This is a genomic window from Methanolobus profundi (genome assembly GCF_900114835.1).
Classification (GTDB): Archaea; Halobacteriota; Methanosarcinia; order Methanosarcinales; family Methanosarcinaceae; genus Methanolobus; species Methanolobus profundi.
In genome coordinates, this window is record NZ_FOUJ01000002.1 from 376,732 (window position 1) to 401,180 (window position 24,449).

24 protein-coding genes are annotated in these 24,449 nt (G+C 44.5%); 11 read left to right on the plus strand and 13 right to left on the minus strand.

Features of this window, described 5'->3' with window-relative positions; all coding sequences use genetic code 11:
- Positions 1 to 10 precede the first annotated feature (10 nt).
- The 5 genes from BM008_RS07115 to BM008_RS07135 form a co-directional block, all read right to left on the minus strand.
- Positions 11 to 1,783, minus strand: a complete 1,773-nt coding sequence (locus BM008_RS07115; RefSeq protein WP_091935349.1) for a ribosome biogenesis/translation initiation ATPase RLI — start codon at positions 1,781 to 1,783, stop codon at positions 11 to 13.
- Between the two features lie 52 nt (positions 1,784 to 1,835).
- Entirely contained in the window at positions 1,836 to 2,252 is a 417-nt protein-coding gene (locus BM008_RS07120) for an EMC6-like membrane protein (protein ID WP_091935353.1), read from the minus strand.
- An 86-nt stretch (positions 2,253 to 2,338) separates the two neighbouring features.
- A complete protein-coding gene (locus BM008_RS07125) occupies positions 2,339 to 3,352 on the minus strand; it encodes an MBL fold metallo-hydrolase (protein ID WP_394328917.1) in 1,014 nt (337 codons plus the stop codon).
- 105 nt (positions 3,353 to 3,457) lie between these two features.
- Positions 3,458 to 3,727, minus strand: a complete 270-nt coding sequence (locus BM008_RS07130) for a thioredoxin family protein (RefSeq protein ID WP_091935356.1) — start codon at positions 3,725 to 3,727, stop codon at positions 3,458 to 3,460.
- 192 nt (positions 3,728 to 3,919) lie between these two features.
- Positions 3,920 to 4,711, minus strand: coding sequence for a beta/alpha barrel domain-containing protein (locus BM008_RS07135; RefSeq protein ID WP_091935359.1), 792 nt, complete (start codon positions 4,709 to 4,711; stop codon positions 3,920 to 3,922).
- Positions 4,712 to 5,006: 295 nt separating this feature from the next.
- On the opposite strand from BM008_RS07135, the gene BM008_RS07140 reads away from it, so the two are divergent.
- Positions 5,007 to 5,822: a hypothetical protein gene (locus BM008_RS07140; RefSeq protein ID WP_143072303.1), complete on the plus strand. Its 816-nt coding sequence runs from the start codon at positions 5,007 to 5,009 to the stop codon at positions 5,820 to 5,822.
- A 10-nt stretch (positions 5,823 to 5,832) separates the two neighbouring features.
- Here the strand turns inward: BM008_RS07140 and acs are convergent, their stop codons facing one another.
- The 5 genes from acs to BM008_RS07165 form a co-directional block, all read right to left on the minus strand.
- Entirely contained in the window at positions 5,833 to 7,722 is a 1,890-nt protein-coding gene (gene acs, locus BM008_RS07145; protein WP_091935364.1) for an acetate--CoA ligase, read from the minus strand.
- A 345-nt stretch (positions 7,723 to 8,067) separates the two neighbouring features.
- Entirely contained in the window at positions 8,068 to 8,418 is a 351-nt protein-coding gene (locus BM008_RS07150) for a nascent polypeptide-associated complex protein (protein ID WP_091935367.1), read from the minus strand.
- Positions 8,419 to 8,473: 55 nt separating this feature from the next.
- Positions 8,474 to 8,803 carry a HesB/IscA family protein gene (locus BM008_RS07155; RefSeq protein WP_091935370.1) on the minus strand — a complete coding sequence of 110 codons (330 nt, stop codon included), beginning with the start codon at positions 8,801 to 8,803 and terminating at the stop codon, positions 8,474 to 8,476.
- 128 nt (positions 8,804 to 8,931) lie between these two features.
- Positions 8,932 to 10,140 (minus strand): hypothetical protein, encoded by a 1,209-nt coding sequence (locus tag BM008_RS07160; RefSeq protein WP_091935373.1) that lies wholly within the window; start codon positions 10,138 to 10,140, stop codon positions 8,932 to 8,934.
- Positions 10,141 to 10,266: 126 nt separating this feature from the next.
- Positions 10,267 to 11,031, minus strand: a complete 765-nt coding sequence (locus BM008_RS07165; protein ID WP_091935376.1) for an RAD55 family ATPase — start codon at positions 11,029 to 11,031, stop codon at positions 10,267 to 10,269.
- Between the two features lie 94 nt (positions 11,032 to 11,125).
- Between BM008_RS07165 and hisI the strand changes: the two genes are divergently transcribed.
- The 5 genes from hisI (at position 11,126) to BM008_RS07190 (ending at position 17,204) form a co-directional block, all read left to right on the plus strand.
- Positions 11,126 to 11,488 (plus strand): phosphoribosyl-AMP cyclohydrolase, encoded by a 363-nt coding sequence (hisI, locus tag BM008_RS07170; RefSeq protein WP_091935379.1) that lies wholly within the window; start codon positions 11,126 to 11,128, stop codon positions 11,486 to 11,488.
- A 116-nt stretch (positions 11,489 to 11,604) separates the two neighbouring features.
- A complete protein-coding gene (locus BM008_RS07175; RefSeq protein ID WP_091935676.1) occupies positions 11,605 to 13,470 on the plus strand; it encodes a PINc/VapC family ATPase in 1,866 nt (621 codons plus the stop codon).
- Positions 13,471 to 13,620: 150 nt separating this feature from the next.
- Entirely contained in the window at positions 13,621 to 14,616 is a 996-nt protein-coding gene (locus BM008_RS07180) for a hypothetical protein (RefSeq protein WP_091935382.1), read from the plus strand.
- A gap of 76 nt (positions 14,617 to 14,692) precedes the next feature.
- A complete protein-coding gene (locus BM008_RS07185) occupies positions 14,693 to 15,847 on the plus strand; it encodes a hypothetical protein (RefSeq protein ID WP_091935385.1) in 1,155 nt (384 codons plus the stop codon).
- A gap of 142 nt (positions 15,848 to 15,989) precedes the next feature.
- Complete coding sequence (locus BM008_RS07190) at positions 15,990 to 17,204, plus strand: COG1361 family protein (RefSeq protein WP_091935388.1); 1,215 nt, start codon at positions 15,990 to 15,992, stop codon at positions 17,202 to 17,204.
- Positions 17,205 to 17,220: 16 nt separating this feature from the next.
- Here the strand turns inward: BM008_RS07190 and BM008_RS07195 are convergent, their stop codons facing one another.
- On the minus strand, positions 17,221 to 17,658 hold the full coding sequence (locus BM008_RS07195; protein ID WP_091935392.1) for a very short patch repair endonuclease: 438 nt from the start codon (positions 17,656 to 17,658) through the stop codon (positions 17,221 to 17,223).
- Positions 17,659 to 17,748: 90 nt separating this feature from the next.
- On the opposite strand from BM008_RS07195, the gene BM008_RS07200 reads away from it, so the two are divergent.
- The 3 genes from BM008_RS07200 (at position 17,749) to BM008_RS07210 (ending at position 21,188) form a co-directional block, all read left to right on the plus strand.
- Positions 17,749 to 19,374: a DNA cytosine methyltransferase gene (locus BM008_RS07200; RefSeq protein WP_091935395.1), complete on the plus strand. Its 1,626-nt coding sequence runs from the start codon at positions 17,749 to 17,751 to the stop codon at positions 19,372 to 19,374.
- A gap of 150 nt (positions 19,375 to 19,524) precedes the next feature.
- Positions 19,525 to 20,211 (plus strand): hypothetical protein, encoded by a 687-nt coding sequence (locus BM008_RS07205; protein ID WP_143072304.1) that lies wholly within the window; start codon positions 19,525 to 19,527, stop codon positions 20,209 to 20,211.
- An 80-nt stretch (positions 20,212 to 20,291) separates the two neighbouring features.
- Positions 20,292 to 21,188 (plus strand): Fic family protein, encoded by an 897-nt coding sequence (locus BM008_RS07210; RefSeq protein ID WP_091935679.1) that lies wholly within the window; start codon positions 20,292 to 20,294, stop codon positions 21,186 to 21,188.
- A gap of 158 nt (positions 21,189 to 21,346) precedes the next feature.
- Here BM008_RS07210 and BM008_RS07215 read toward each other — a convergent pair whose 3' ends face one another.
- Entirely contained in the window at positions 21,347 to 21,901 is a 555-nt protein-coding gene (locus BM008_RS07215; protein ID WP_091935401.1) for a DUF3795 domain-containing protein, read from the minus strand.
- 202 nt (positions 21,902 to 22,103) lie between these two features.
- On the minus strand, positions 22,104 to 22,661 hold the full coding sequence (locus BM008_RS07220) for a class I SAM-dependent methyltransferase (protein WP_245747955.1): 558 nt from the start codon (positions 22,659 to 22,661) through the stop codon (positions 22,104 to 22,106).
- Between the two features lie 135 nt (positions 22,662 to 22,796).
- Here BM008_RS07220 and BM008_RS07225 point away from each other — a divergent pair, with 135 nt between their 5' ends.
- A complete protein-coding gene (locus tag BM008_RS07225; protein WP_091935404.1) occupies positions 22,797 to 24,092 on the plus strand; it encodes a UDP-glucose dehydrogenase family protein in 1,296 nt (431 codons plus the stop codon).
- A 48-nt stretch (positions 24,093 to 24,140) separates the two neighbouring features.
- The gene (locus tag BM008_RS07230; protein WP_091935407.1) at positions 24,141 to 24,407 is read left to right on the plus strand and encodes a hypothetical protein; all 267 of its coding nucleotides are present in this window, start codon (positions 24,141 to 24,143) and stop codon (positions 24,405 to 24,407) included.
- Positions 24,408 to 24,449 lie beyond the last annotated feature (42 nt).

Sequence of the window (24,449 nt, forward strand, 5' to 3'; positions counted from 1 at the left end):
AGAAGAAGGATCACTCATCACCAACATCGTGATAGTAATACTCTCCCTTTGCTTTCTGTTCTCTGTCAAGTCTTGAGTCTGGCTTGTTGACCCTTGGTCTTGATGTATCCTCATCACGCCTGAATGTGATATCCAGATTTGCCAGGAACTTGTTCATACCATCCTGCATACTGGAAGGTTTGTGTGCCTTACCGTAGACTGCAGGTTCACCCTCGAACACTATAAGACGTTCACTGAGCATATCGATCATGTAGATATCGTGGTCTACTACCATTGCGGTCTTACGGTTGTTCTCTGCAAACCTCTTGATGACCTTGGTCGCCATGGAACGCTGCTCTACATCAAGATGGGCACTTGGCTCGTCGAGAATGTACATATCAGCATCCTGCATGAGACATGCTGCAATGGCAACTCTCTGGAGTTCACCACCACTGAGATCTGTGACAAGACGTTCGTAGAACTTCTCGATGTTCAATGGTTTAGCGATCTCTGACTGGAAATAACTGCTATCGAACTTGTTGGAGATACCACGCAGGAAATACTGCACAGGGATCGGAGTGTCAGCTTTAATGTACTGAGGTTTGTACGCGATCTTGATATCAATGTCCAGTTTACCCTCATCAGGTTCTATCTCCCCTGCAAGGATCTTAACGAACGTGGATTTTCCGATACCGTTAGGACCCACTATACCGAGCACCTCACCTTCTTTCAGCGAGCCGTCATCAGTGGACAGAGAGAAACCTTCCCCATATTTCTTGGAGAATGCGTCATAATCAACAAGAGTGTTGATATCGGTCTCGACCCTTGGGGGATGCACTTCGAACTTGATGGCATCGGTGCGTATACGCACATTCTCTTCAGGCAGGTAGCCTTTGAGATACTGGTTGATAGCAACACGCACACCTTTTGGATGTGTGACCACACCGTAGGCTCCCGGTTCACCGTATGCAACGTGAACGACATCAGCAAGCATGTCAAGTATCGCAAGGTCGTGCTCAACAACGAGCACAGCCTTATCCTTAGCGATCTCCTGGATGAGCTGTGCGGAGTTGATACGCTGGTGGATATCAAGATAAGGACTTATCTCATCGAAGAAGTAGAAATCAGCATCCTTAGCAGCACATGCTGCAATGGCAACTCTCTGGAGTTCTCCACCACTGAGCTCTGTTATCTTGCGATCAAGTACATGTGAGAGGTTGAGACGTTCCACAAGTTCCGGGAGTGCACCCTTTTCATCTGTCTTGTCCAGAAGTTCACTGGTCTTGCCCTTGAATGCCTTTGGAATAAGGTCAACATACTGTGGTTTCTGGGAGACTGTGATGTTACCGTCCACAACATCACTGAAATAATCATATAGAGCAGTACCTGCGTAGTGCTCAAGCACCTTTTCCCAGTTACCGGTATCTTGTGAGAAGTTAGGTACAAGTGTACCGGAGAGGATCTGAACTGCGGTACTTTTACCGATACCGTTAGGACCGAGGATACCTGTGACCCTTCCTACCTGTGGGACAGGCAGACCGTAGAGTGCGAAACCGTTGGGTCCGTACCTGTGGGTCGGTTCTTTAAGGGCTTCAGGAAGCCCGATGATCATAATAGCATCAAAAGGACATTTATGAATACATATTCCACACCCGACACACATTTCCTCAGATATGTACGGCTTTCCGTCCTCTCCGAAGACAATGGTCTCATCCCCGGTCCTTACACGGGGACAGTATTTCTCACATTCATGACTGCAGCGTCTTGGCTGACATCTGTCTTTATTCAATATGGCAATTCGCATGTAGGATCCCTGTCAATAGAATGAAATAAATGATAAAATGAAAAAGAGAAGATCAATTAAGGAGCAGTGTCCATGTCACCAGACAGAAGTCTATAACGATGAACTCAACATAGAACCAGTCCTTGAAGCCAAATTCTTTGGCCTTTATCTTAAAGATAGGGAATGAGAATTTCATTACATAGAAGGAGAGACCTACTATGAACATCATGATCACATACCACTTAATGGTGGGGTCATCGGCGACACCAAGTTGTAGATTGGCAATTATACCTGCTATTATTCCGATAATAGCTGCAACTGCCGTTTTGATGATACCCTCCTTGTGAGCTAATCTCCTTTCCTCAGGAGTTTTAGCCTTGTATCCCGGTCTCCTGCCGGAACCTGATGAAGTAGGAGCTGGTTGTGTATTATCAGCAGACTCTTTAGTTGATACTTCTGCTGATTGTTTCTTCTTGGATGATTTTGACAATTGATCTGATCTCCTGGTACAACTTGGATAGTGTGGTACTATAAACCCAGATAGTTATATAAATGTTTATCCTGCACATGGCAACATTATACAAATTCATTGCTCAGGACATTATCGATCTCATCAATAGAAAGTGCATTAAAACCGATAGAACCGAGATGTTTTGCGAATCTTCCCGGTCTGTGACCATTGGGATGATAGACCACAGTACATTCGGGATCTATATCTTCTACCATGCTCACAAGACCCCTGGCATCCAGATGATCACTTATCTGGATCGCAGGATAACGATAATCGCTACGCCCGGTCATGACAAATTTTGATATATGGGATGGCAACGTGCCAAGGTCCCACGGAGGGACAATGCTTATGCAATCACTACAGGACTCACCGATATAGGACAGTTCACCTGCATCATCAAGAAGAGTACGTGTCAGGGCCAGGGATTGTTCATCCATCTCAATGACCCCATCATAACCAAGTTCCCTGAGCAGCTCCACTGCCCTCTGTGCCTTACCGAATGCATAGGCTCCAAAAGCTATGGATGGATTATCCTTGAAAGCACACTCAAAACCTGAGATATCATCCTCGAAATAGCAGGAGGTGTCCCCTGGATCGCCATAGTTGGCCTCGGTTATCAGGACATCACAGTCAGGAAGCATGGAAGCATCCTTTACATCACCTGTCACAAGTATCCTTGTACCAAGTTCGTTCTCCCAAAGGAATGAGGTTGAACCAACTGTGTGGAAGTTGTGGAATGTCCTGACCTTAACGCCCTTTATCTCTACGGTGTCTCCTACCTTGAACGTTCTTCCTGCATACTTGCGCTGGTGACGTATCTCAAGTGCAATAGCAGTTTTTTCAGAACAGACCGCACGGTCGGAGAGCATTGCAGATTTGCCATGGTGATCAGAATGTGCGTGAGTAATAAGATAAGCATCGGGTTGTTTGTATTTTGCAGGAGTACGACTGGTGTCCACGGAAAATGTTACAAGGTCACCTTCAACGGACCTGAACTTAATAGAAAGATGTGGCTTGAAAGAGCCGCGGGAGTTCTTCTCCCTGAATACCATCACACCAAGGTCGACCAGTTCCTTCAATTTGCTAAACCCTCGAAGCTAGATCGATCTTAAGTTATTTACGTTTTTGGAAAATACGAAGGAAAATTATTACAAAAGAATAAGAGAGAAATAAAGAAAAGATGCTTAAAGCACCTTGTTCAGTTCCTCAATAAGGATACCGGCAGTTGTGAGGCCAGTAAAGCGCTTTGCAACGTCACCATCTTTGAGAATGATGAGTGTTGGCACTGCCTGAATACCATACTGTGCAGCAAGAGCCTGGTTCTGGTCAACATCTACTACCTTTACCTCGATCTTGTCACCGAGTTCTGCTTCTACCTTTTCAAGATGTGGTTTCTGCATCTTGCATGGTCCGCACCAGGTTGCACTGAAATCTAAAAGTTCCACTTTGCTCATATGTAAACACCTCTGTATGTATAGTAATGAATTGATTATTTTTAGTTATCGATGCACGCAATATATGACCTGACCGAAAGACCTGCTATTGTATGATCCCCAGAATTCAGCAGTCCCTTAAAATCGGTAATGCATATTGCATACACAACCATAGCGATATAAGCATAAATAGTTTTCGCTTACTTTATATACTCACATGCGTCTGATCTTCGATGTAAGATCGAGCGGTTTTGCATAATACGGTGCTGTAGTGACGATGATATCCACATACTTTGCATACTGAGATATCATACCCAGGTCGATCCCACCCACTGCGATCTCAATTTTTGGATTCAGGGCACGCAGTTCCGGTACGAATGTCTCTAGCTCTTCGGGACTGTAGTGATCAAGGAGCAATATATCTGCCACCGGAGCAGAGTCCAGAGCCTCTTGCCTTGTACGTGGCTCGATCTCGATCTTCCTCATTGCTTTGAGCTTTACCTGTTTCTCCATGACATCAAGATGGTTCTGTGTTACAAGAATGGAATCGCTCAAAGAATTACGATGATGATCCCCTCCACCGATCTTCACAGCCTTTAGCTCATATTTACGGAAACCCGGATGTGTTTTTCGACTTGTAGCTATCATTATGTCAGGGTTCGATTTCCTTGCAAGCTCAACGGCAAATCGGGTCTTTGACGCGATAGAGCAGACCATTGAAAGGAAGGTCTGGGATATACGCCAGAGTTTGAAAAGTGTCGGGAGATCCCCCTGAGCCTCAAAGATAACATCATTTGGATTGAACTCCGCACCGTTGTCAACCATGCTCACAACCTCAAGACCATTCTTCCTGTAGAACGCTGCAAGATCATCCATACACGCTGCCACCCCGTGTTCCCTTGATTTGATACGAAGCCTTCCACTACCTTCTATACCAAGGAACTCTGTGGTCTCGTCGCCGTAAGGACAATCCTCCGAAAGATAAAGGTCAAAAAAATCGATCATGGTGCTCACCTGTTCATATAATAGGTAGAGTATAGTTCATAACTGTTGCTATTTTTGTGGCTCCGTAGAGACTCACACTCAAATGGCTCATGCACATCTAACATACCTGCAAAAACCATCAACAAACAAGAAACAACACGACCACCCGCCGCAGGCGGCACATTCCGTCACCGCCATTCCACAAACGATCGAAATCACGCAGTTATTGAAAATTGCTGAGTTCAAAACAACTTTCGACATAAATATATAGACTTCGTGATATTTTGCACTTATAAAAATAATCTATTTAAACTAAATGAATAAGCCGATCATGCTGGCTGAAACCAGAAAACAGAAGGATATGTATGCGATGTTTAGAAAAAAGATAGTATCAGCCATTGTATTTTTACTGATGATCGGGTCATGCACCCTGATCGCAAGTGCAGACCAGACGAACGACTCCGACAAGTACACTTTCACGAATTACGGTGGAGAGGTCTACACACCGGAACCGATGGAGTTTGGAGCGAACCTGAAGGACAATATTACTCTGGAGAATGGAACCGAAAGGAAACATCTTTTACTCCAATTCTATGACAACTCCACTGATGACCAACTTTTGTTGTTAGAAGAATATGGAGTTCAAATTTTAGATGTTGCCGCTGATGATACTTATATCGTTTCAATGCCCACAGAATATACTGCTGCCGATTTGCCGGACAATGCAGGGCTGCGATGGATGGGCAAGATCCCAGTTGAGAATAAGTACGACCATATTCATGGTTTAAACGTTCCTGAATGGGCATATACAGAGGATGGACAGGTAGAATTATGGTTGATCTTCTACGAGGATGTTACGTATGAAGAAGCACAGGAAATTGCTAGGAAATACTCAGTAGCATCTCCTCAATTCAACGAATACCCATATTCGCTTGATTGTCTTATCACAACAAACGAAAGCAATATCACAATAATAGTGACTGAAGACTCCATAGAAAGCGTAGGTTATCCTGAGGGAGCAGCGTTCGATGAAACTTCAACAGAAACTCCAGGCTTCACAACAACCATCGGGATCCTGACACTTACACTAATAGCTGTTCTCAAAGGAAACACAAGACAAAAAAGAAAATGAAAGGAGGAGATCAGTCCTCCAGTGTTGAAACGTCTCCGGGGTCCTGGCCGAGTTCCTGTGCCTTGAGCAGGCGGCGCATGATCTTGCCGCTTCGGGTCTTTGGCAGTGATTCCACGAACTCGATCTCCGATGGCATGGCTATTGGACCGAGGTTCATCCTGACATGGTAGACGAGATCGGTCTTGAGTTTGGCACTGGCCTCGAAGCCCATACGCAGGATGATGAACGCCTTGATGGAATCTCCCTTGAGCGGGTCTGGTTTGCCGATGACAGCAGCCTCTGCAACCGCCTCATGTGAGACAAGGGCACTCTCTACCTCCGCACTGCCGATGTTGTGACCTGCAACGATCAGGACATCATCGGAGCGTCCGAGGATCATGATGTAACCGTCCTCATCCTTAACAGCAAGGTCGCCGGCTGCATAGTAATTGCCGATAGTGTTCCAGTACTGGCAATATCTCTCATCGTTGTTGTAGACAGTCCTCATCATGGAAGGCCACGGTTCCTTAATGACAAGGAAACCACCTGTTCCAGCAGGTACAGATTCACCGTTCTCATCAACAACATCCGCAATGATACCAGGGACAGGTCTGCCTGCAAATCCTGGCTTCATGGGTTCTCCAACTGCTGTTGTCAGCATATGCATACCGGTCTCGGTCTGCCACCATGTATCAAGGATCGGACATTTCTCCTTACCTATGACACGGAAGTACCACTCGAAAGCCTCCGGGTTGAGAGGTTCACCGACAGACCCCAGTATACGCAGGGAACTGAGGTTGTACTTTTCAGGCCATTCCTCACCCATCCTCATGAACATACGGATAGCTGTAGGTGCAGTGTAGAGGATCGTGACATCGAACTCTTCCACCATGCTCCACCAGACACCAGGGTCAGGATAATCCGGCGTTGTCTCGGATATCATGATCGTAGCACCCATTGAAAGCGGACCGTAGACAATGTAACTGTGACCTGTGATCCATCCGGGATCTGCAGTACACCACATGACATCATTGTCCTTCAGGTCGAACATGTTCTTCGTGGTGTAGTAGGTCCCTACCATGTAACCACCACATGTGTGGACAATTCCCTTTGCCGGTCCGGTGGTACCACTGGTATAGAGAATGAACAGGGGGTCCTCTGAATCCATTACCTCAGGTTCGCACTCCTTTTCGACATCCTCCATGATCTCGTAGAAATCGACCTCGATCTCAGAGAAAAGCTCAAGCTGTGGGGTCATTCTCCTCAGAACAACGATCTTCTCAACGGATGATGAATTGACAACAGCCTCATCTACAAGTGTCTTAAGGTCGATACGCTTTCCACGTCTGAGGGTCGCATCTGCCGTAATGACGATCTTTGCCTGTGCATCCTTTATCCTTGAATGCAGTGCATTGGCACCAAAACCACCAAAGACAACACTGTGTACAGCTCCAATACGTGCACATGCAAGCATTGCAATGATCTGCTCAGGAACAAGAGGCATGTAGATACAGACCCTGTCACCTTTCTCAACACCAAGTGACTTCAGGCCGTTAGCGAATCTCATGACCTCACGGTAAAGCTGGCGATATGTAAGGATCTGTTCCTCTCCGTCATCCCCTACCCATATAAGAGCGACCTTGTTCCTCTTTCCATTAAGTACATGCCTGTCAAGACAGTTATGTGTGATATTGAGCTTGGCATCTGTGAACCATTTTGCATATGGATGGTCCCACTCTCTCACTTTGTCCCACTTCTGGAACCATTCAAGTTCTTCAGCAACGTTCTCCCAGTGTTTTTCGGGATCTTTGAGGAACTCATTATAAGCAGTTTCGTAATCCTGCATCCAGGAACCTTCCTTTACAGAAGGATCAGGAAGGTAGCTTTTACTATCCAGTTTTACATCAAAATTCTCAGACATGCTATCACCATTTATAATCATTAAATATGATACATACTCCACGACCTCGAACTATCTCAAGGACGATCGAACCAACTTGTTTTGGCAACCGCATCATGTCATTTTGAAAAACAAACAAAGGTTCGGAGTGAACCCCGGGACATGAAAGGAACCGTTCAAGATCATCCTGCAAATTAACAGGAAGAACTCAACTATCATGTATAATCATGATATTCATATATACCTATTTTGGTCTATAGAAAGAGAGAGCACAAAGAACAGAACCTGAACAAGAGCAAAGCTAAGCAGTAAATGCAATAGCAGGACAGAAAGAAATTATCACAAGAATTTGATCAAAAAAAAGAATTATGATGAGAGGGCCAGGATAGCCTCTGCAAGGTCACCGTTAGCATCTTTCAATGCATCACGTGCCTGATCCTCAGAGACACCTGTCTGCTCAGCAACGAGCCTCACATCATCATCGGGTATTTGTAGTTCCCTGGCGACTTCTTCCGGAGTACCGACTATCTGATAGGTATCCGTTCCCTGAGCATTCATTATGGACACATTGGCATCGTTGAAAACGATATCCCTGTCAACTGTCCGTATAATGACCTGCTCAACATCATTTATCTCAGTGATGTTGATACCCATCTGCTTCATCATCTGTTTGACCTTTGCAGGGTTCATGCCCCTGCCACCTATTCCCGGAAACATATTATCACCTTTGATATCTTAAATTACCCAGTTATGTTGTTAAGTGAATTGTTGTTTAACAGCAGCCGCCACCACATGATGAAGTGTTGCAGCCACCACCGTTCTGGTTGTCGATGACAAAGCCCTTTCCGGATGGACCATCTACGTAGTCGATCTTTGCGTCCTTAAGACCATCTGCATCGTCCTTGTTCATTACGATCTTAAGACCTTTCTCTTCAAGTACAAGGTCGTGCTCTTCGCTGATCTCATCTTCAAGTGACATTCCATACTGCACACCGCAGCAGCTCATGCCTGCAACAAATACTCTGAGAGCTACATCCTTCTTATCCTGTTCTTCAAGCAGTGATTTTAATTCAGCTGCTGCATTGTCAGTTACTTCTACCATTATTGATTCCTCATTATTTATTTGAAATTAGTTAAGGTGACTACCGGGTAATCCCTTATATGTGTTTTTGGTATATAAATTATTCGTATGGTTACGAACTGTTTTTTGGTTCCAATACTGAGATCGAATTATACAAATTCAACATCATCATCCACTGGATTTTGCAAGACCTCACCACTGTAAGCATTTATCTCTACAGAATTACGCTGGCCTTTTATCTCCCATATCGGGACATAAACAAGCTCGACATTCAGATTAATATCTGACGCTGCTGGCTTAAACCGTTTGTGCTCTGAGATAATGGCATCCCCTTTGGTAGCATCAAAACGCAGGTCACGTGTGTATTCATCAACGACCATATCAAGAAGTTGCTTGTTAGCTTCCTCTTCAGTGGTCACGGGCATCTTAACATCGTACTCCACATTTGGAACAGAAACGGTCTTCTGAATATCATCCAGATGCATTGTCTCTACATTCCCGTTAAGTGCATTAAGACAACCCGACCCATCGCCCGAGATATCGATTATCTTGGACCTGTAACGATGTTCCACACTCAGGGAATAGTTGTACTTCCAGAAAGGTACGAATTTCAGAATAGCTGCATTGGCCCCACGAACATGTGGAGCAGCTATGGAAAATGCACGTTCCTGTGAGATATTCACCGGTGAGGAATGCAGGCTCATGACAATGGAATCATCCGGCACTCTGGATTGCGGAACAGGAGGAGCTACATTCACCGGCTCTTCCCTATATTCCTGTACTACAGGCTCAGGAATGCTTGCCTCGTACTGGACTTCCGGCTCCACAGGTGGCCGAGCTGAGGACATTGCCCCCGGACGATAGAATTTAACCTCGGCTACACGCTCTACCGGATGAGAAGGCGGCTTTTCTGCAAGTGACACCTGAGGCTCCTCTAAAGCCTTCTGCTCTACAAGAGTGGATGAACCCGTACCAAATATCGCATTGATCGCTTCCTGTGCAACCTCATCAACTTTGCTGACAGGCTTTTTAACAACACCAGCGAACAGATCAAGCTCTGAGGTCGTCCCTTCCATATCTGCAAGAACGGCACGTCCGATCATCAGAGCAATGTCATCGCGTCCCCAGATGCTTATACCTGAAGAGCTTGCCTGAGCGATAATACTATTATTGATATCCCCAGCAACCACATAGAGACCGTTCCCATCTGTGATCTGACCTGCAAAGTCAATTAGCTCAGCAGTGTCAGGATCGTATGTAAGCTTGATAAAGGTCTTTGAACCATTCTTTTCCGCAACAAGGTCATACCTGAAAGAATCGGTAACGTCATAACCCGATGAAGTGAAAATGTCCCTCAAAATTCGCACTAAGTCCTGTTTCATTATGATCATTATCCATTTTGCCGGTTAAGTAAAATAGTTTTCTGTAAATAAGACGTAAAAGGTTAGTAGATCATGCTCCCTGAAGCAGGAACATGATAATGATCAGAGAACACGTGTTGTGGTCTCAAGCTCAATACCCTTCTGGGTCACCATGTAGGATATCGTGCGGTTCGGAACGATCATTCCACGCATCTTGCGTATCATGATATTGCGCTCGATCTCGCTTCCTCGTTCCCTTATCCTGAACTCGATAACACCATCACATATGTGGCGTAGTGTGTTCTCGGTCACTGAATCGTGCATTCCACTTGTCATAAGCACCAGATGAATGGCTCCTGTCGCCTTACCTATCGAAGAGATCATCTCTATGACCTCAACAACAGTATTGAGATTATAGGCTCGCAGGAAGTATGATATCGAATCGATGACACCTCTGTACTTTCCTTCTCTCTTCTGCACTGCTGTGGTTTTGAGAAGACCCATGGAATCAGTACCCTTCTTAAGGAAATCCTTAGCAGAAAGATTACTTGTGAACTCCTTTGGAAGAACATTGTAGAATCTGGGAAGATACGCATCGATGAACTCAAGGGTTCCATCCTCCACGTATTTCTCCACATCCCAGCTCATATCCTCCATCTCATGGACGATCTCCTGGGCTGGATGTTCCGAAGTGAAATAGAAAACTTCCTCGTTGTTCAAAAGCCCTCCATAGACAAACTGCTGGGCAAACATATCCGAATTGGCTCCTGGCTCTGCAAGAATAAGGATCGTTGCTCCGGGAGGTACTCCTCCGCCAAGTTGCACATCAAGTCCGCCTATACCTGTAGGAATTCTGTATCCACCTGTACCATCAAAACTGTAATCCATAATTGTACCCCTGATAAAGCTATTATTTTGTTACCAATTATATTAATAATGAAAGATAATAGTATTTTATAGTATATAGCAATTAGTGGTTCACATGATTAAACCTGATGATCTGAAGTATGATAACGGCCTCATACAGGCAATTGCACAGGACAATGAAACAAAAGAGGTCCTTATGTGCGCCTTCATGAACAGGGAAGCTGTAGAGAAGACCATCGAGACCGGAATAGTCCATTACTGGAGTCGTAGCAGACAAAGCCTGTGGAAAAAAGGGGAAAGCTCAGGCCACATGCAGAAGGTCATAGAGATCAGAGTGGACTGCGACATGGATGCACTTCTGTTGCTTGTGGAACAGGCAGGCGGAGCATGTCATACAGGGTACAGATCATGCTTCTACAGGACAATAGAGGACAAACTGGTCGGAGAGAAAGTATTCGACCCCGAAGATGTCTATTGAAAGTGACATATCAGTCTAACTTTTTTAGGCCATACCCGGTCATCTGACATTCCTTTTTTATTGAAATTAGATAGTATGGCGACTTAATTATATAGTCAGGCAGCCTATTCATGCTTATGGAAGAATGCGCAGAGAAAAGGCAGATAGTTGTCCCTGACACAAGTGCTGTCATCGATGGTATCCTCTCAGGAAGGATACGTGACGGTGAACTTGGGGACGTTGATGTTCATATACCTGAGGCTGTGGTGGCTGAACTGGAAGCCCAGGCCAACAGAGGACTTGAGATCGGGTACAAAGGACTGGAGGAAATACAGGAACTCCAGCGTTACTCTGGGAAAGGCAATATAGGATTATTCTTCACTGGTCCCAGACCAAATCTGGACCAGGTGAAACTGGCAAAGGGCGGCGAGATCGATGCGCTCATCAGAGAGACTGCAGTGGAACTTAAAGCAAAGTTCGTAACCGGGGACAGGGTCCAGTCACTTGTTGCAAAGGCAAAAGGACTTGATGTTGACTTCGTGAAGCCTCCTATGGAAGAGTTCGGACCACTGCTCGTAGATGAGTTCTTCACACCAGATACCATGTCGGTACATCTGAAACATAAGGTAGTTCCTATGGCCAAGAGAGGCTCCATAGGAAATGTGAAGTATGTGAAGATAAGGAATGAACCATGCACATACGGCGAGCTCAGGATGATCTCAAGGGAACTCCTGGACAGAGCACGCTCTGATATGGAATCGTTCACAGAGATGTCATTCAGCGGTGCATCGGTGCTCCAGATCAGAAATATGAGGATAGCCATATCCAATCCACCTTTTTCAGATGATATTGAGATCACGATAGTCAGACCAATAGCATCCGTTTCACTTGATCAGTACGGCCTTAGCGATCTGCTAAAAGAAAGGATACGCACCCAGAGAGGGATACTGATAGCAGGTCCTCCCGGAGCAGGAAAGTCCACATTTGCAGCCGGTGTCGCTACATACCTCAACGACAGAGGATTTGTTGTCAAGACCATGGAATCACCACGTGACCTGCAGGTCCCACAGGAGATCACTCAGTATGCACCTCTTGATGGCAGCCTTGAGAACACGGCAGATGTACTTCTACTTGTACGTCCGGATTATACCATCTATGATGAGGTCCGAAAGACAAAGGATTTCGAGATATTCGCAGATATGAGACTGGCCGGTGTGGGTATGATGGGAGTCGTACATGCCAACCGTGCAGTGGATGCCATCCAGAGACTTATCGGCAGAGTGGAGCTCGGTGTGATACCTCAGGTCGTGGATACTGTGATCTTCATCGACAAAGGAGAAATTGCAAAGGTACAGCTCCTTGAGTTCACTGTAAAGGTTCCGGCAGGCATGATGGAAGCTGACCTTGCAAGACCTGTCATTCTCATCTCAGACCTTGAAACAGGCAAGAACGAGTTCGAGATCTACACCTACGGAGAACAGGTTGTTGTCATGCCCCTTGGAGGAGAGCAGAAGAGGAACCCATCCTGGAAGTTTGCAGAAGAAGAGGTGAAAGAGGTCATCGGTAACTATGCAAGCGGACCAATTGAGGTGGAAATGATCTCAGATACCCGGGCCATGGTGCGTGTCAGGGACAAGGATATGCCCAAAGTGATAGGTAAGAGCGGTAAAACGATCGATGATATAGAGAGGAGGATCGGGATCCATATCGATGTACGTAAGTTCGAACCTGGAGAAGAGCGCAGATCACGTGAGAAAGATGATGAAAAACCACGGGAAGATAAGGAACATCACCCTATAATCGAGCGTACAAGAAAGCATGTTATACTCAATGTCCCTGAGGTAGCAAGCCGTGATGTAGAGGTCTACGCAGGTGAAGGCTTCCTGTTCTCAGCAACCGTCAGCAGGCATGGCGATATCAAGGTCAGGGCTAATTCTGATGTGGCTTTTGATATTTTTGAGGCTATGCAAGAGGGCGAGGTCATATGGGTGAAGGAGATCTGATCAGCACTAAAAACAAGGTATCTTAAAGGATACCTTTTCTTTTTTTATTACAGTACCATAAACCAGGATATTGATTTCCAGATCTCTGGTTATTTTCATCCAGCTCTTCAAAATCTATTTATATTTATAAATAATTAATTTTAGTCTGCGATGGAAATAGATATAAAGCGTGGTTATGAGGTCCTTCCAAACAACAATGTCGTTTTTGGTATTAGGATCACAAACAATACAGAACTTGTGATATCTGATGTTCAGGTGATCCTTGATCATAATGAGTCACTTTTCAAGTTGCAGGGAGAAACAGTCCAGAAGCTTGACAGTATTCCCCCAAAGGTACCAAGGACTGCCAGATTTGTCCTCAAGCCTCTTGGATGTGTCCACAAGGAGAATATCGAGGCAACTATCACATATCGAAACCACAAATGGGAAAAGCGCATCGTTACTATGCAACCAAAGCATGTACATTGCGTCTGCCCATTCCTGCGTCCGAAAGCAATGGAAAAGAACGAATTCCTCCATCTTTCCGAGAACGGGGATTCCATCGAATCAGGAATCAACTTTCAGGGAGTAAGTTCAGAAGATGTGACCTCTTTCCTGATGCAGACATGTGCCACACGTCTTTACGTAGTAGAGAGCTATTCCATCGGACAGGATCAGATACTTTATTTTTCAGGAGAATCCGTCGGTGAGAAGAACTACTACCTTCTGACAGCCCTGATCAAAGAGAACAATGGGACCATTCGGGTAATGCTCAGAGCAACTTCCAACAAGAAGCATGGCATCAATGGATTTATCAATGAGATAATTGCAGAGCTCAGGCACCTTGTAGATACAGTGAATTCTTCCAGAGAGATAGGGATCATCAAACACGAACAGGTGATCAACATCATAGATTCGGTCGTGCAGAGGAGTCACATCTCAACAGGAAATGAAGGTGCTTCGATAAATGTGAAGGATAGTGTTGTTCAAAGAAGGAGTCATAATGCCCCGATACATGAACCTTTGAATAACAATGCCATACCTGCCCGGAAAATAGATAATTCCAATGAGAATGAAAATAGCCAGGAAGCCGAGATATCCAATATGTACAACGCATATCTGGAAGAAGTAGAAGCAAAACGTAGGTCTAATACAAACAAAAAATGAAGACGATAATTCAATAATAACTCCTTCCAGAGCAAAACAGCAAGCATATTCCGAACGTGGATCTCTCTATTCTGCATTGAGAATTGATGAGACAGAAGTTAAAAAGCGAAGAATTGACAGAAGAATTATCATTGGAATTGCTCTAATTGCCATTGTCATTTCAATGTATCATTTTGCTGCACCACTTTTGGAAAATAACTCATTCGATATCAAAATGGCATTATCCACCGATTCTTATATTGTAGGATCCAAGATAACTAATTTTTTAGATGCTGTCAATGAAGGAGACACTGCAACTGCATATAAGATATATGGAGGCAGTGATCTTCTGGCACCATCAGCTATCGCACTGACATTCAGTAATAATGGAATTGACCCAGGTTGCATCATAGATGTGAACACAACTTCTAAGGAGATCTACAAGGAACAGGCTGTTGTAGCAACTGAATGTAATGTTTCTATCAGGGACCCTTATGGACAGGTAAGTGGAAGTACACCTATCCACGTATATTTCAAACTTTATGATACAGACAAGGGATGGATGATCACAACCATTTCATTTGATAGACCTCTAACTATCGATTACAACAGCACTGACACAGAGAGTCTGTCTGATGACGGAACAGCTGGCAGACTGGCTGTAAAGACGACTTCTTCAAGCTTGATGGTCAAGAACATCGAAGGAATAAGGGCAGAAAGTGTGAAAGGTGAGATGGCTGATACGATCGACCTGCTAAAACTAACTGTTGGCCTTAATGTGGGTAGTGATGCCGTTGATATGAAAGATGTGGTCATTTCAGTAAATCATGACAAAAATGCAAATATCCTGATATATGCAGGGAATAATGAGAACGAGCATATGATGAAAGGATTCAGCACAAATTCCGCATCTCAGAACCTCAGACAACTGCTTATCGAGGAAGGAAATTCACAAAAGTACTTTGTTGTTGAAAAAATAAGAGATGAAGATGCATCATTCTCATTGAAGGACCCTGTGATAAACAGTGGTGACCTAATTACAGTGTATATTGCAACGGTATCATCCACAAGTACTGGATACTCATATCTGGGTTCTATATATATTCCAAGTCTCAGCGCATCAGGCCTTAACATTGTACCAAGAACAACTGTCAATATCGTATTTACACCTGAATCAGGCTCCATAACAAGCACTGACCTCACAACACCTTCCTCCTATGGAACAAAAGAGACTGTCCAGTTGTTCCCTTGAGATAGCTTCATTGCAAGATCCAACTGATATGATGAAATAGAGTACAATCACCCTACATCCTAAACCTGCAAATCTCATCAGAGATAGATATTGCCTTTTTTACAAAACTAATAAATATAAAAACAAATTACATTTTAATTGAATGGGAATTAGCATCAAACGTGGTTATGAGATCCTTCCAAACAACAATGTAATGTTCGGGGTAAGGGTCACCAATGAAACTGAACTGGTGATATCTGATGTGCAGGTCATCATTGATCCTGAGGGATCGGTTTTCAGTTTACAGGGAGACAGGGTCCAGAAACTGGACAACATCCCTCCAGCCACAGCCATGACCGCAAAATTCACCCTGGTGCCCAAAGGACAAGCTCAGAATGGAAAAGTTGAAGCAAGTATCATCTATCGTGACCCTAAATGGGAGAAACATGTAGCTGATATGCGCCCGATACTAGTTCAGATACCTGAAGGGGTGGTGCAGAGAAGCAACGTATCTGCCGGAACCACAGAACCAGCAGTTAATGTCAGGAATAGTGCTCTAAAGCAACCCGGTATCTATTCGACCCGGTCCAATGAAACTGAGCCCGTGATCAATAAAGGCAAAAGCATACGTAAAGAGAAAGCCACTGCTGCCACAGGTGATCAGACATCGCAAGAAAAGGATATTGCGAAAATGTATGATTCATATCTAAATGAGCTCAAAAGCAAACAAAAAGAGAATGACGCTAAAAATAGATCCATTCCCATCCCCTATTCCCGAAATAAAGCCCCTTCTGATAAGAAACTAAATATTCCCCGCAGCACTGCCCCACCACGTAAAAAAGAAGATAAGAATTTGAAGGTGCAGAAAAAGAGCAAGAAAAAGCTCATTGAGCAAATGTTGTTTATTCTGGCTCTTTTTTTCGTTGCAGCTTACGTAGTACAGACCCCAATGTTCAAGGAAAGTATAGGTAGCAAGTATGGGGGTATTACACCTTCCAATGAGACTGAAATGGAAGTTATGGACTTTCTCAATGCAGTGAATGATAGTAAATTCGATATCGCTTTCAATATGTATCAGGGCAAGGATTTCCTTGTTCCGGCAAGTGTCCAGATGCTGTTCAGCAATGGAGGAATTAAAGCAGGTACTATCAAGCAGGTAGATGTTGTGTCAAATGAGATAGAAGAAGATACCGCGGTCATAGCAGTCAACTGTACTGTATCCAGTGTTGATATTCTCGGAAATGAAGGCGATGTCTCAGTTGTGCCGATATATTTTCAGTTACATGATATCGAACAGGGATGGACAGTAACAGGCGTTTCGTTCATCCAGGCATTCGATATTGAAACCAGTAAAGCAGTGGTAATTATTCAGGAATAATACATATCATAATTATTCAGGTTTTACTATCATAGAGTTCCCTGACCTTCTCAGCACATGCAACTACATCTTTTTTTATCTGGCACTCCCAGAATACAAGTACATCCCAGCCATCCCCTTCAAGAGCAGCTTTTTTCTTTACGTCCCTTTCCTTGTTCTTCAAAAACTTCTCTGCCCAGAACTCTGTGTGTGACTTAGGCAGAGGAAGGTCACAATACGGACAACGATGCCAGTAACAGCCATGAACGAAGATGGCGATCTTCTTTCCAGGATAGGTAATGTCAGGTCTGCCCGGTGCTTTCTTCCAGTGAAGACGATATCCGGGAATGCCTATATCCCTGAGTGCTTTTCTGAAGGTGATCTCCGGTTTAGTGTTCTTTCCGGTGTTCGCACTCATCACTCTGGAAGTAGTCTCGGATTCGGGAATAGGGGCACGACCGTCTCTGATGTACATGTTATCACAGTATTTGTGGCGGAGGTATAAAAGAAGAACTGACAGGACTGGATCGAAGTTTTTATATTAGTAGAGGTCATTTCATGGAACATGACAAAAAGGCGACTGACAGCAGCAGATTTCTTCTGTGGGGGCGGCGGTTTCTCAGAAGGGTTCAGACAGAATGACTTTGAACTGCTATTTGCACTCGATAGCTGGCAGCCTGCCATTGATACGCATCATCTCAACCATCCTGATTGTAATGCGGTCAGAATGGATATTCTGGAGATCGATACACCGGAAAAGATAGACGAATTTGTCCCTGATGTGGATGTGCTTATTGGAAGTCCTCCATGCGTCTCATTCTCCGGCTCCAACAAGGCAGGAAAGGCAGACAAGAGCCTTGGTATCAAACTTATTGAAGCATACCTCAGGATAGTCGCATGGAAGAAGAGCAAGGGTCAGCTAAAGTACTGGCTTTTAGAGAATGTTCCTAATGCCGGGAGTTATGTCAAGGACAAATATACGTGGAAGGAACTTGGACTTCCCGGAGATGGACCTGACCTTGTTGTTGAGAGAAAAGAGGTATTCAATGCTGCTTATTATGGAGCACCTCAGGCAAGAAAGAGATTCGTTTGTGGAGATTTCCCTCTTCCTGAACCGACCTGCAAGGATGCATCTGAATTCACCACCACAAGACATGTTCTGGAAGCATTGAGGAATCCATTCGAGAAAGACCACAGTGGAACTATCACCGACCCAAGTTATGGGTTATCGGTAGCTGCAGATTCGCTGACCGACCATTTCTACGACACCCGTGTTGCAGATTTCGAGTGGAAAAAGGCCAGAAGGATGAAAGAGGACCATGGTTTCATGGGTAAGATGTCATTCCCAGAGGACCTTGACCGACCTAGCAGGACCGTCATGGCGACAATGTCAGCATCCACAAGGGAATCCATGATACTGGAAGCTATGGATGAGAACGGAGAGCACATTGGCTACCGTCTGCCCACCATCAGGGAGATCGCATCCTTCATGTCATTCCCGATAACCTATCAGTTCCAGGCCAACAACGAGAGCTCAAAGTACAGGCTTGTTGGAAATGCAGTATGCTCACGCCTGTCGTCAGCTCTTGCAAAGGCAATCCTCATCAAGGAAGGTATCGAACCGCCTGAGGAGTTCATCCCTCTGCCGGATACCAGACCTAACGTTGACCTTAGAGGCACTAAGAGAAAGCTGAAGACCCAGGGTCGGAAGAAGCCTGATGCGAAGTTCGCAATACACATCCCTTACATCAAGATCAGAGGATTCAGGGTTGAACTGAGCAATAAGGATTCAGACTTTGAGAAAGGCAATATCAAATGGTCATGCATCCTGCATCAGGGAAGCGGTAAGAATGCCCTCATGTGCAGACCGGATGAATGCGACCTGACAGAAATAGTTGATCAGATCCCCGGTTTTGATGAGTTCAAAGAGGATGTTCATGAAAGGTTCAGTGAGTTCGATATGGACCACACTCACCTTCAGGAAGCCTATGTAGCCAGATGCGAGAGCGAATATATCAGCCCTGAACAGGCCCTTCATATAATGAAGGAACTCGTGGACAAACATTTCCCCGACGAGGATGCTTTTGTGAATAATTCCAACGGGACGATCGCAATAGAAAGGGACAGAGTTCCTGTGAGAGTGATCGCGGGAATGTATGCCTGTGATTATTTTGTTGAGTGTCTGGACTAAAAGTAAATTTTTTCTGTAGTATTATAGTGGTTCACTGAACCACGTTTCTTATTTGTTGTGATCTACGTTAAAGTTAGCTTAGCTTCTGTGCATATTTTTTTAATAGAATTTGTAGAAAAATCACTAGATTAAATTATTTTTTAATGTTGTTTGGCATATATACAGATACATATGTCCAACAGGCTCTACGATATGAGAACAGAAAGGACCATTATCGACCTCCTTGAGTCTAAACTCTATCCAGATATCTGCTCGGAACCGGTCAGGTGGTACAATAATATGACCGACCAGTTGAAAGGTAAGGACTGTGACCTTTTTTTTGATGACCTCACGGCTGAATCCGTTGATGTGAAATGCGCCCATGATTACGTTAAGACAGATCTGCTGGAATGTTCACTTCCTACATTTGCCTTTGAGCTGAGCTTCCTGAGCGGAGGATCAGAGAAACAGGGTTGGTTATATGATACATCGAAGGAAACAAAATATTACCTGCTGTCATGGATGTGGGCGAAGAAAAAGAAAGATATCGAACTTGAGGATATACTCAAGCTGGAGTGCTGTCTTGTGGAGAGACAGAAGATACTTTATTTTTTAGCTATCCGGGGTTTGTACCCAAAAAATGCTGCTGAGATCAACAGGAAGATAAGAAGAAGCGGAAGAGACGGGCAGCATATGAGCAGGAATATCAAAAGGGACCTACAGGATATCGATATGGAAAGAGGGTTCCATTTCTATTACTCAAAGGATGCAAAAGAAGAGAAGCCGATAAACGTGATCATATACAAGAAGCATCTGCTGGAACTTGCATCAAAGACGTTCGATCTACACATGGAATGAGCTCACTCAAGGGTAGCATTCTTACGTTTCCAATAGGTGACCACAAAAATGCTATATAGAATGTGGTCACCCATTCTGTTGTGCATATCGAGAGAAGAAAACAGGGACAAAACACGAAATATTACCTTACTCACTCCTACCGTGTTGGAAAAAAGACGAAGAAGATACGACATTATCTGGGCCTTAACCTGACCGATGAGGAAATTGAGGAGCGCAGGGAAGATGCGGAAAGGGAAATAGAGGAGCAGATACAGGCAAAGACCGATCTTCTGAAGTTCTCTCTTACGAAGAAAGAGATAGAAAAGCTCAGCGAGTACGACAGGGAGATAGAGGTGGTCCACCTTGACGTGGACGGATGGAAGGCCTTCACCGAGAAGTTCGTTTTCAATACTAATGCTATCGAAGGTTCGACCGTTAGCCCTGAAGGAGTACATAAGCTGCTCAGTCACAATGAGACAGCTACCAATTCTGATGAGATAGAGGCACTGAATGTAGCAGAAGCCGTAGAGTTCATACAGGATACGGATGAGGAGCTTTCGGTGGATCTCATAAAGGAGCTACACAGGATATGTTTTGATGGTTCCAAGTCCTTTGCAGGCAGACTGCGGAATGTGGAAGTTGTGATACGCAACGCCTATGGCGAGATCGTACACCAGGGTATCCCGAAGGAAGAGATAGGGAATGAGCTTGAGGAACTGTCAAAGTGGTACAGGGAAAATGAAACAGACCTGAAGCCACTTGTCCTTGCAGCCCTTGTGCACAACCAGTTCGAATACATCCACCCCTTCGAGGATGGCAACGGCAGGGTCGGGAGACTGCTGCTGAACTATGTCCTCCTCCGTCACGACTATCCACCTATCAATATTCTGTTCGAGGACAGGGGCAGGTATTACTATTGTCTGCAGCAGTATTCCAGCGAGAACAGACTTGAGGACACGCTGAAGTTTCTGGTAGAGCAGTATCAGAAAGGGCTTTAGAATGGGTGACTACATTATCAGGTGGGATCTGTGGTCATCTGTGTAGTAGTTTATAACTCTCCATATTTTGGACCTATAGTTACATGAAATTTAAAATTGAAGCTAACGATGACTCAGTCCTGATGATCAATGGTCCTGTTGGTAGCTGGCATTCCCGATCACTTCCTCCGTTTCAGATGATAATTTTTCTGCATAGCAATTTCGTCTAATATAAAGTGGAGTGATCTGGACCTTTCTTTTATGTCTGATCCTTCAGAGTTCCTTTTTGCTTTATCCAATGCTTCTTTCAATTCTCCGGTCTCTAAAACGGTTGAAGCAATGCAATAATAACTTTTTGAACGGCCTTCATTGAATTCCTGCAACATTTCCTTTAGCAATCCTTCTCTGACCTTTTGTAATGTTTCAAATTCATTCACCCCGTTCTTCTGAATAAAGGCAATGTCATCTTCAAGTTTCTGGTAACACTTGAATGAATCACGCTTTTTCCCAAGCTCCCTGTGTTTTTCCCATTTTTCACAGGTTTTACTTTCTTCGCAATCCCAACAGAACTCAAGTTCTTTTTTCTTTATTGCACAAGTGATAAAAGGACAACCTACAGCCATCCTGCCATCACTTTTGCAGCCCAGACACTGGCTTTTGGTGTTCATGTGATAGTTTGGACAAAGCCTGCAGGAAAGCCCGCATATTCCTATTTCGGGGCATTTTATTTCCATGTTTATTTAGTAAGTACTGTCTTCTTTTAATATTTTTCTTAGCTCGGCAGAATTAATATTAAACTTGATCAAACAAGAAAAAAACAGAGGATATGCCGGGTTTTCTGGTCGAGTAGTATTAGAAGGGGATTTAGGATAGGTGACTACATTTTAGGATGGGATTTGTGGTCACCTGTCAATGAATGAAAATAATGAGAAAATGCTACTCCTTCCCCAATACAACCACCTTATCAGGAAAACGTTTTGGCCTGTCCTTGATCACAAATCCGGCATCTTCTGCCGCCCTTATGATCAGTTCAAATGTATTTTTTGAAACGTGGATGGGTGGTTCGGCTATATAGATAAGTCCATCACTTTTGAGCAGGGTCGACAGTTCCCTGAACAATGAAGCTTTATCCGGGATCTCGTGTACCACATAGTAAAGGAAAACAAGATCGAAACTTCCTGACAGGCCTAACCTGTCCACCTCGCATCTATGCAGGGTGATATTCTTTCCTGAGTCTGAACTTGCGATCTTATTCCTGACCTTCTGTAACATACCTTCCTGAAGGTCCACAGCAACGACCTTCCCGGTATCACCTATCATCCGGGAGATGTCGAGGGTGAAAAAACCCGGACCACAACCTACTTCCAGCACCTCCATACCTCCACGAAGGTACGGACCTATTATCTTCACCGGGTCCTGGAGCCATCTGCGAAATCTGTTATCCAGACCGACTGACATTTCCACAGGACATAAACGACCAACATCATTTCCCATAATGATCACCTGCTTTCAAAAATAACTGCAAAGGAATATCATTGTGATACCTATAAAAGAGTATATCATTTATTGCAACAGAACAACATCCTAATATACACTTCCAAACAATTTACAACTCAGGAGATCCTTATCATGAAAGTATCAATTATCGGTTCAGGCTATGTTGGCTCTGTCTCAGCAGCCTGCTTTGCAGACCTCGGACATGAGGTCATCTGTATTGACATCGACGAAGAGAAAGTAAAACAGATCAATGCAGGTATCGCACCCATCTGGGAAGAGGGGCTTGACGAACTGATGGAGAAATACACCCAGAAGACACTCATCGCAACATCGGATTATGATTACGCTGTCCAGAACTCCGATGCATCCTTCATCTGCGTGGGAACACCTTCAGGAGATGATGGTAGTATCGACCTCTCCATAGTTAAGGCTGCAAGTGCAAGCCTTGGGAAAGCTATCGCAAAGAAGGATAGCTACCATGTTGTCGTTGTCAAGAGTACTGTGGTACCAGAGACCACCGAGAAGGTCGTACTGCCCATAGTTGAGGAATATTCCGGCAAGAAGGCAGGAAAGGACTTTGGTATTGCCATGAACCCTGAGTTCCTGAGAGAAGGAAAAGCAGTATACGATTTCATGCACCCTGACAAGATAGTTGTCGGTGCTATTGACGAGAGGTCGGGATTCGTTGTATCTGAACTCTATCGCAAGCTGGACTGTGAGATCACACATACCAACCCAAGGACAGCTGAGATGATCAAATACGTTAATAACTCCTTCCTGGCTACCAAGATATCCTTCGCCAATGAGATAGGTAACATCTGCAAGCAGCTGGATATCGATACCTATGAGGTCATGGATGCCGTGGGAACCGACTTCAGGATAGAACGCCAGTTCCTCAACTGCGGTGCAGGTTTTGGTGGCTCATGCTTCCCAAAGGATGTCAAGGCTATTATAGGCAAGGCGAACATGATCGGCTACGCACCACAGCTCCTTGAATCCGTTGTTGATGTCAATGACAGACAGCCCCTGAAGATGATAGAACTGCTTCAGGAAAAGATAGGGGATCTTAAGAATAAGAGAATAGCAGTCCTCGGCCTGGCCTTCAAGAATGATACAGATGATATCAGAGAATCCAGATCCATCCCTGTAATAGCTGAACTTCTGCGCCTTGATGCAGATATCACTGCATACGACCCCATGGCAGAGGAAAGCATGAAGAAGCTATTCCCTGCAGTCGCATACTGCAAGACTGCAGCACAGGCACTACAAGAAGCCGATGGTTGTCTTATCATGACAGAATGGGGCGAGTTCAGGGAACTGGACAAAGAGTTCAACTCCATGGCCAACAGGGTCGTTATTGACGGCAGACATCTTATAAAACCTGAAAGGCTCAGTGTAGAGATAGACTACGAAGGCATCTGCTGGTAAGCAGCAACAAAGCAATATCGTCAGTAACTGAAAAACGGATCGACCATCATGACCGAAACATTCACTCTTAATGTAGGAGAAAGAAAGAACATCGGCAAAAGCTTCTGGGGAACCATTGAGGACATGATGTACTGCGGGATATCCTCAGAGAACACCTTTTCCATCGGACTTCTTTTTTCAAAGGGATATCAGGGTCATGCCCTGAACCTTTTCTTTCCGAAGAAGGCATCCTCCATCGTGCTCGATGGAAGAAAATACTACGTTGTTGATGTAAAACCTGAATATATAACACTTCAGAACTCTCCAACAATATAACATCAAATAGAAGGATTTTAATATCTTTAGTAAAAAAGGTCA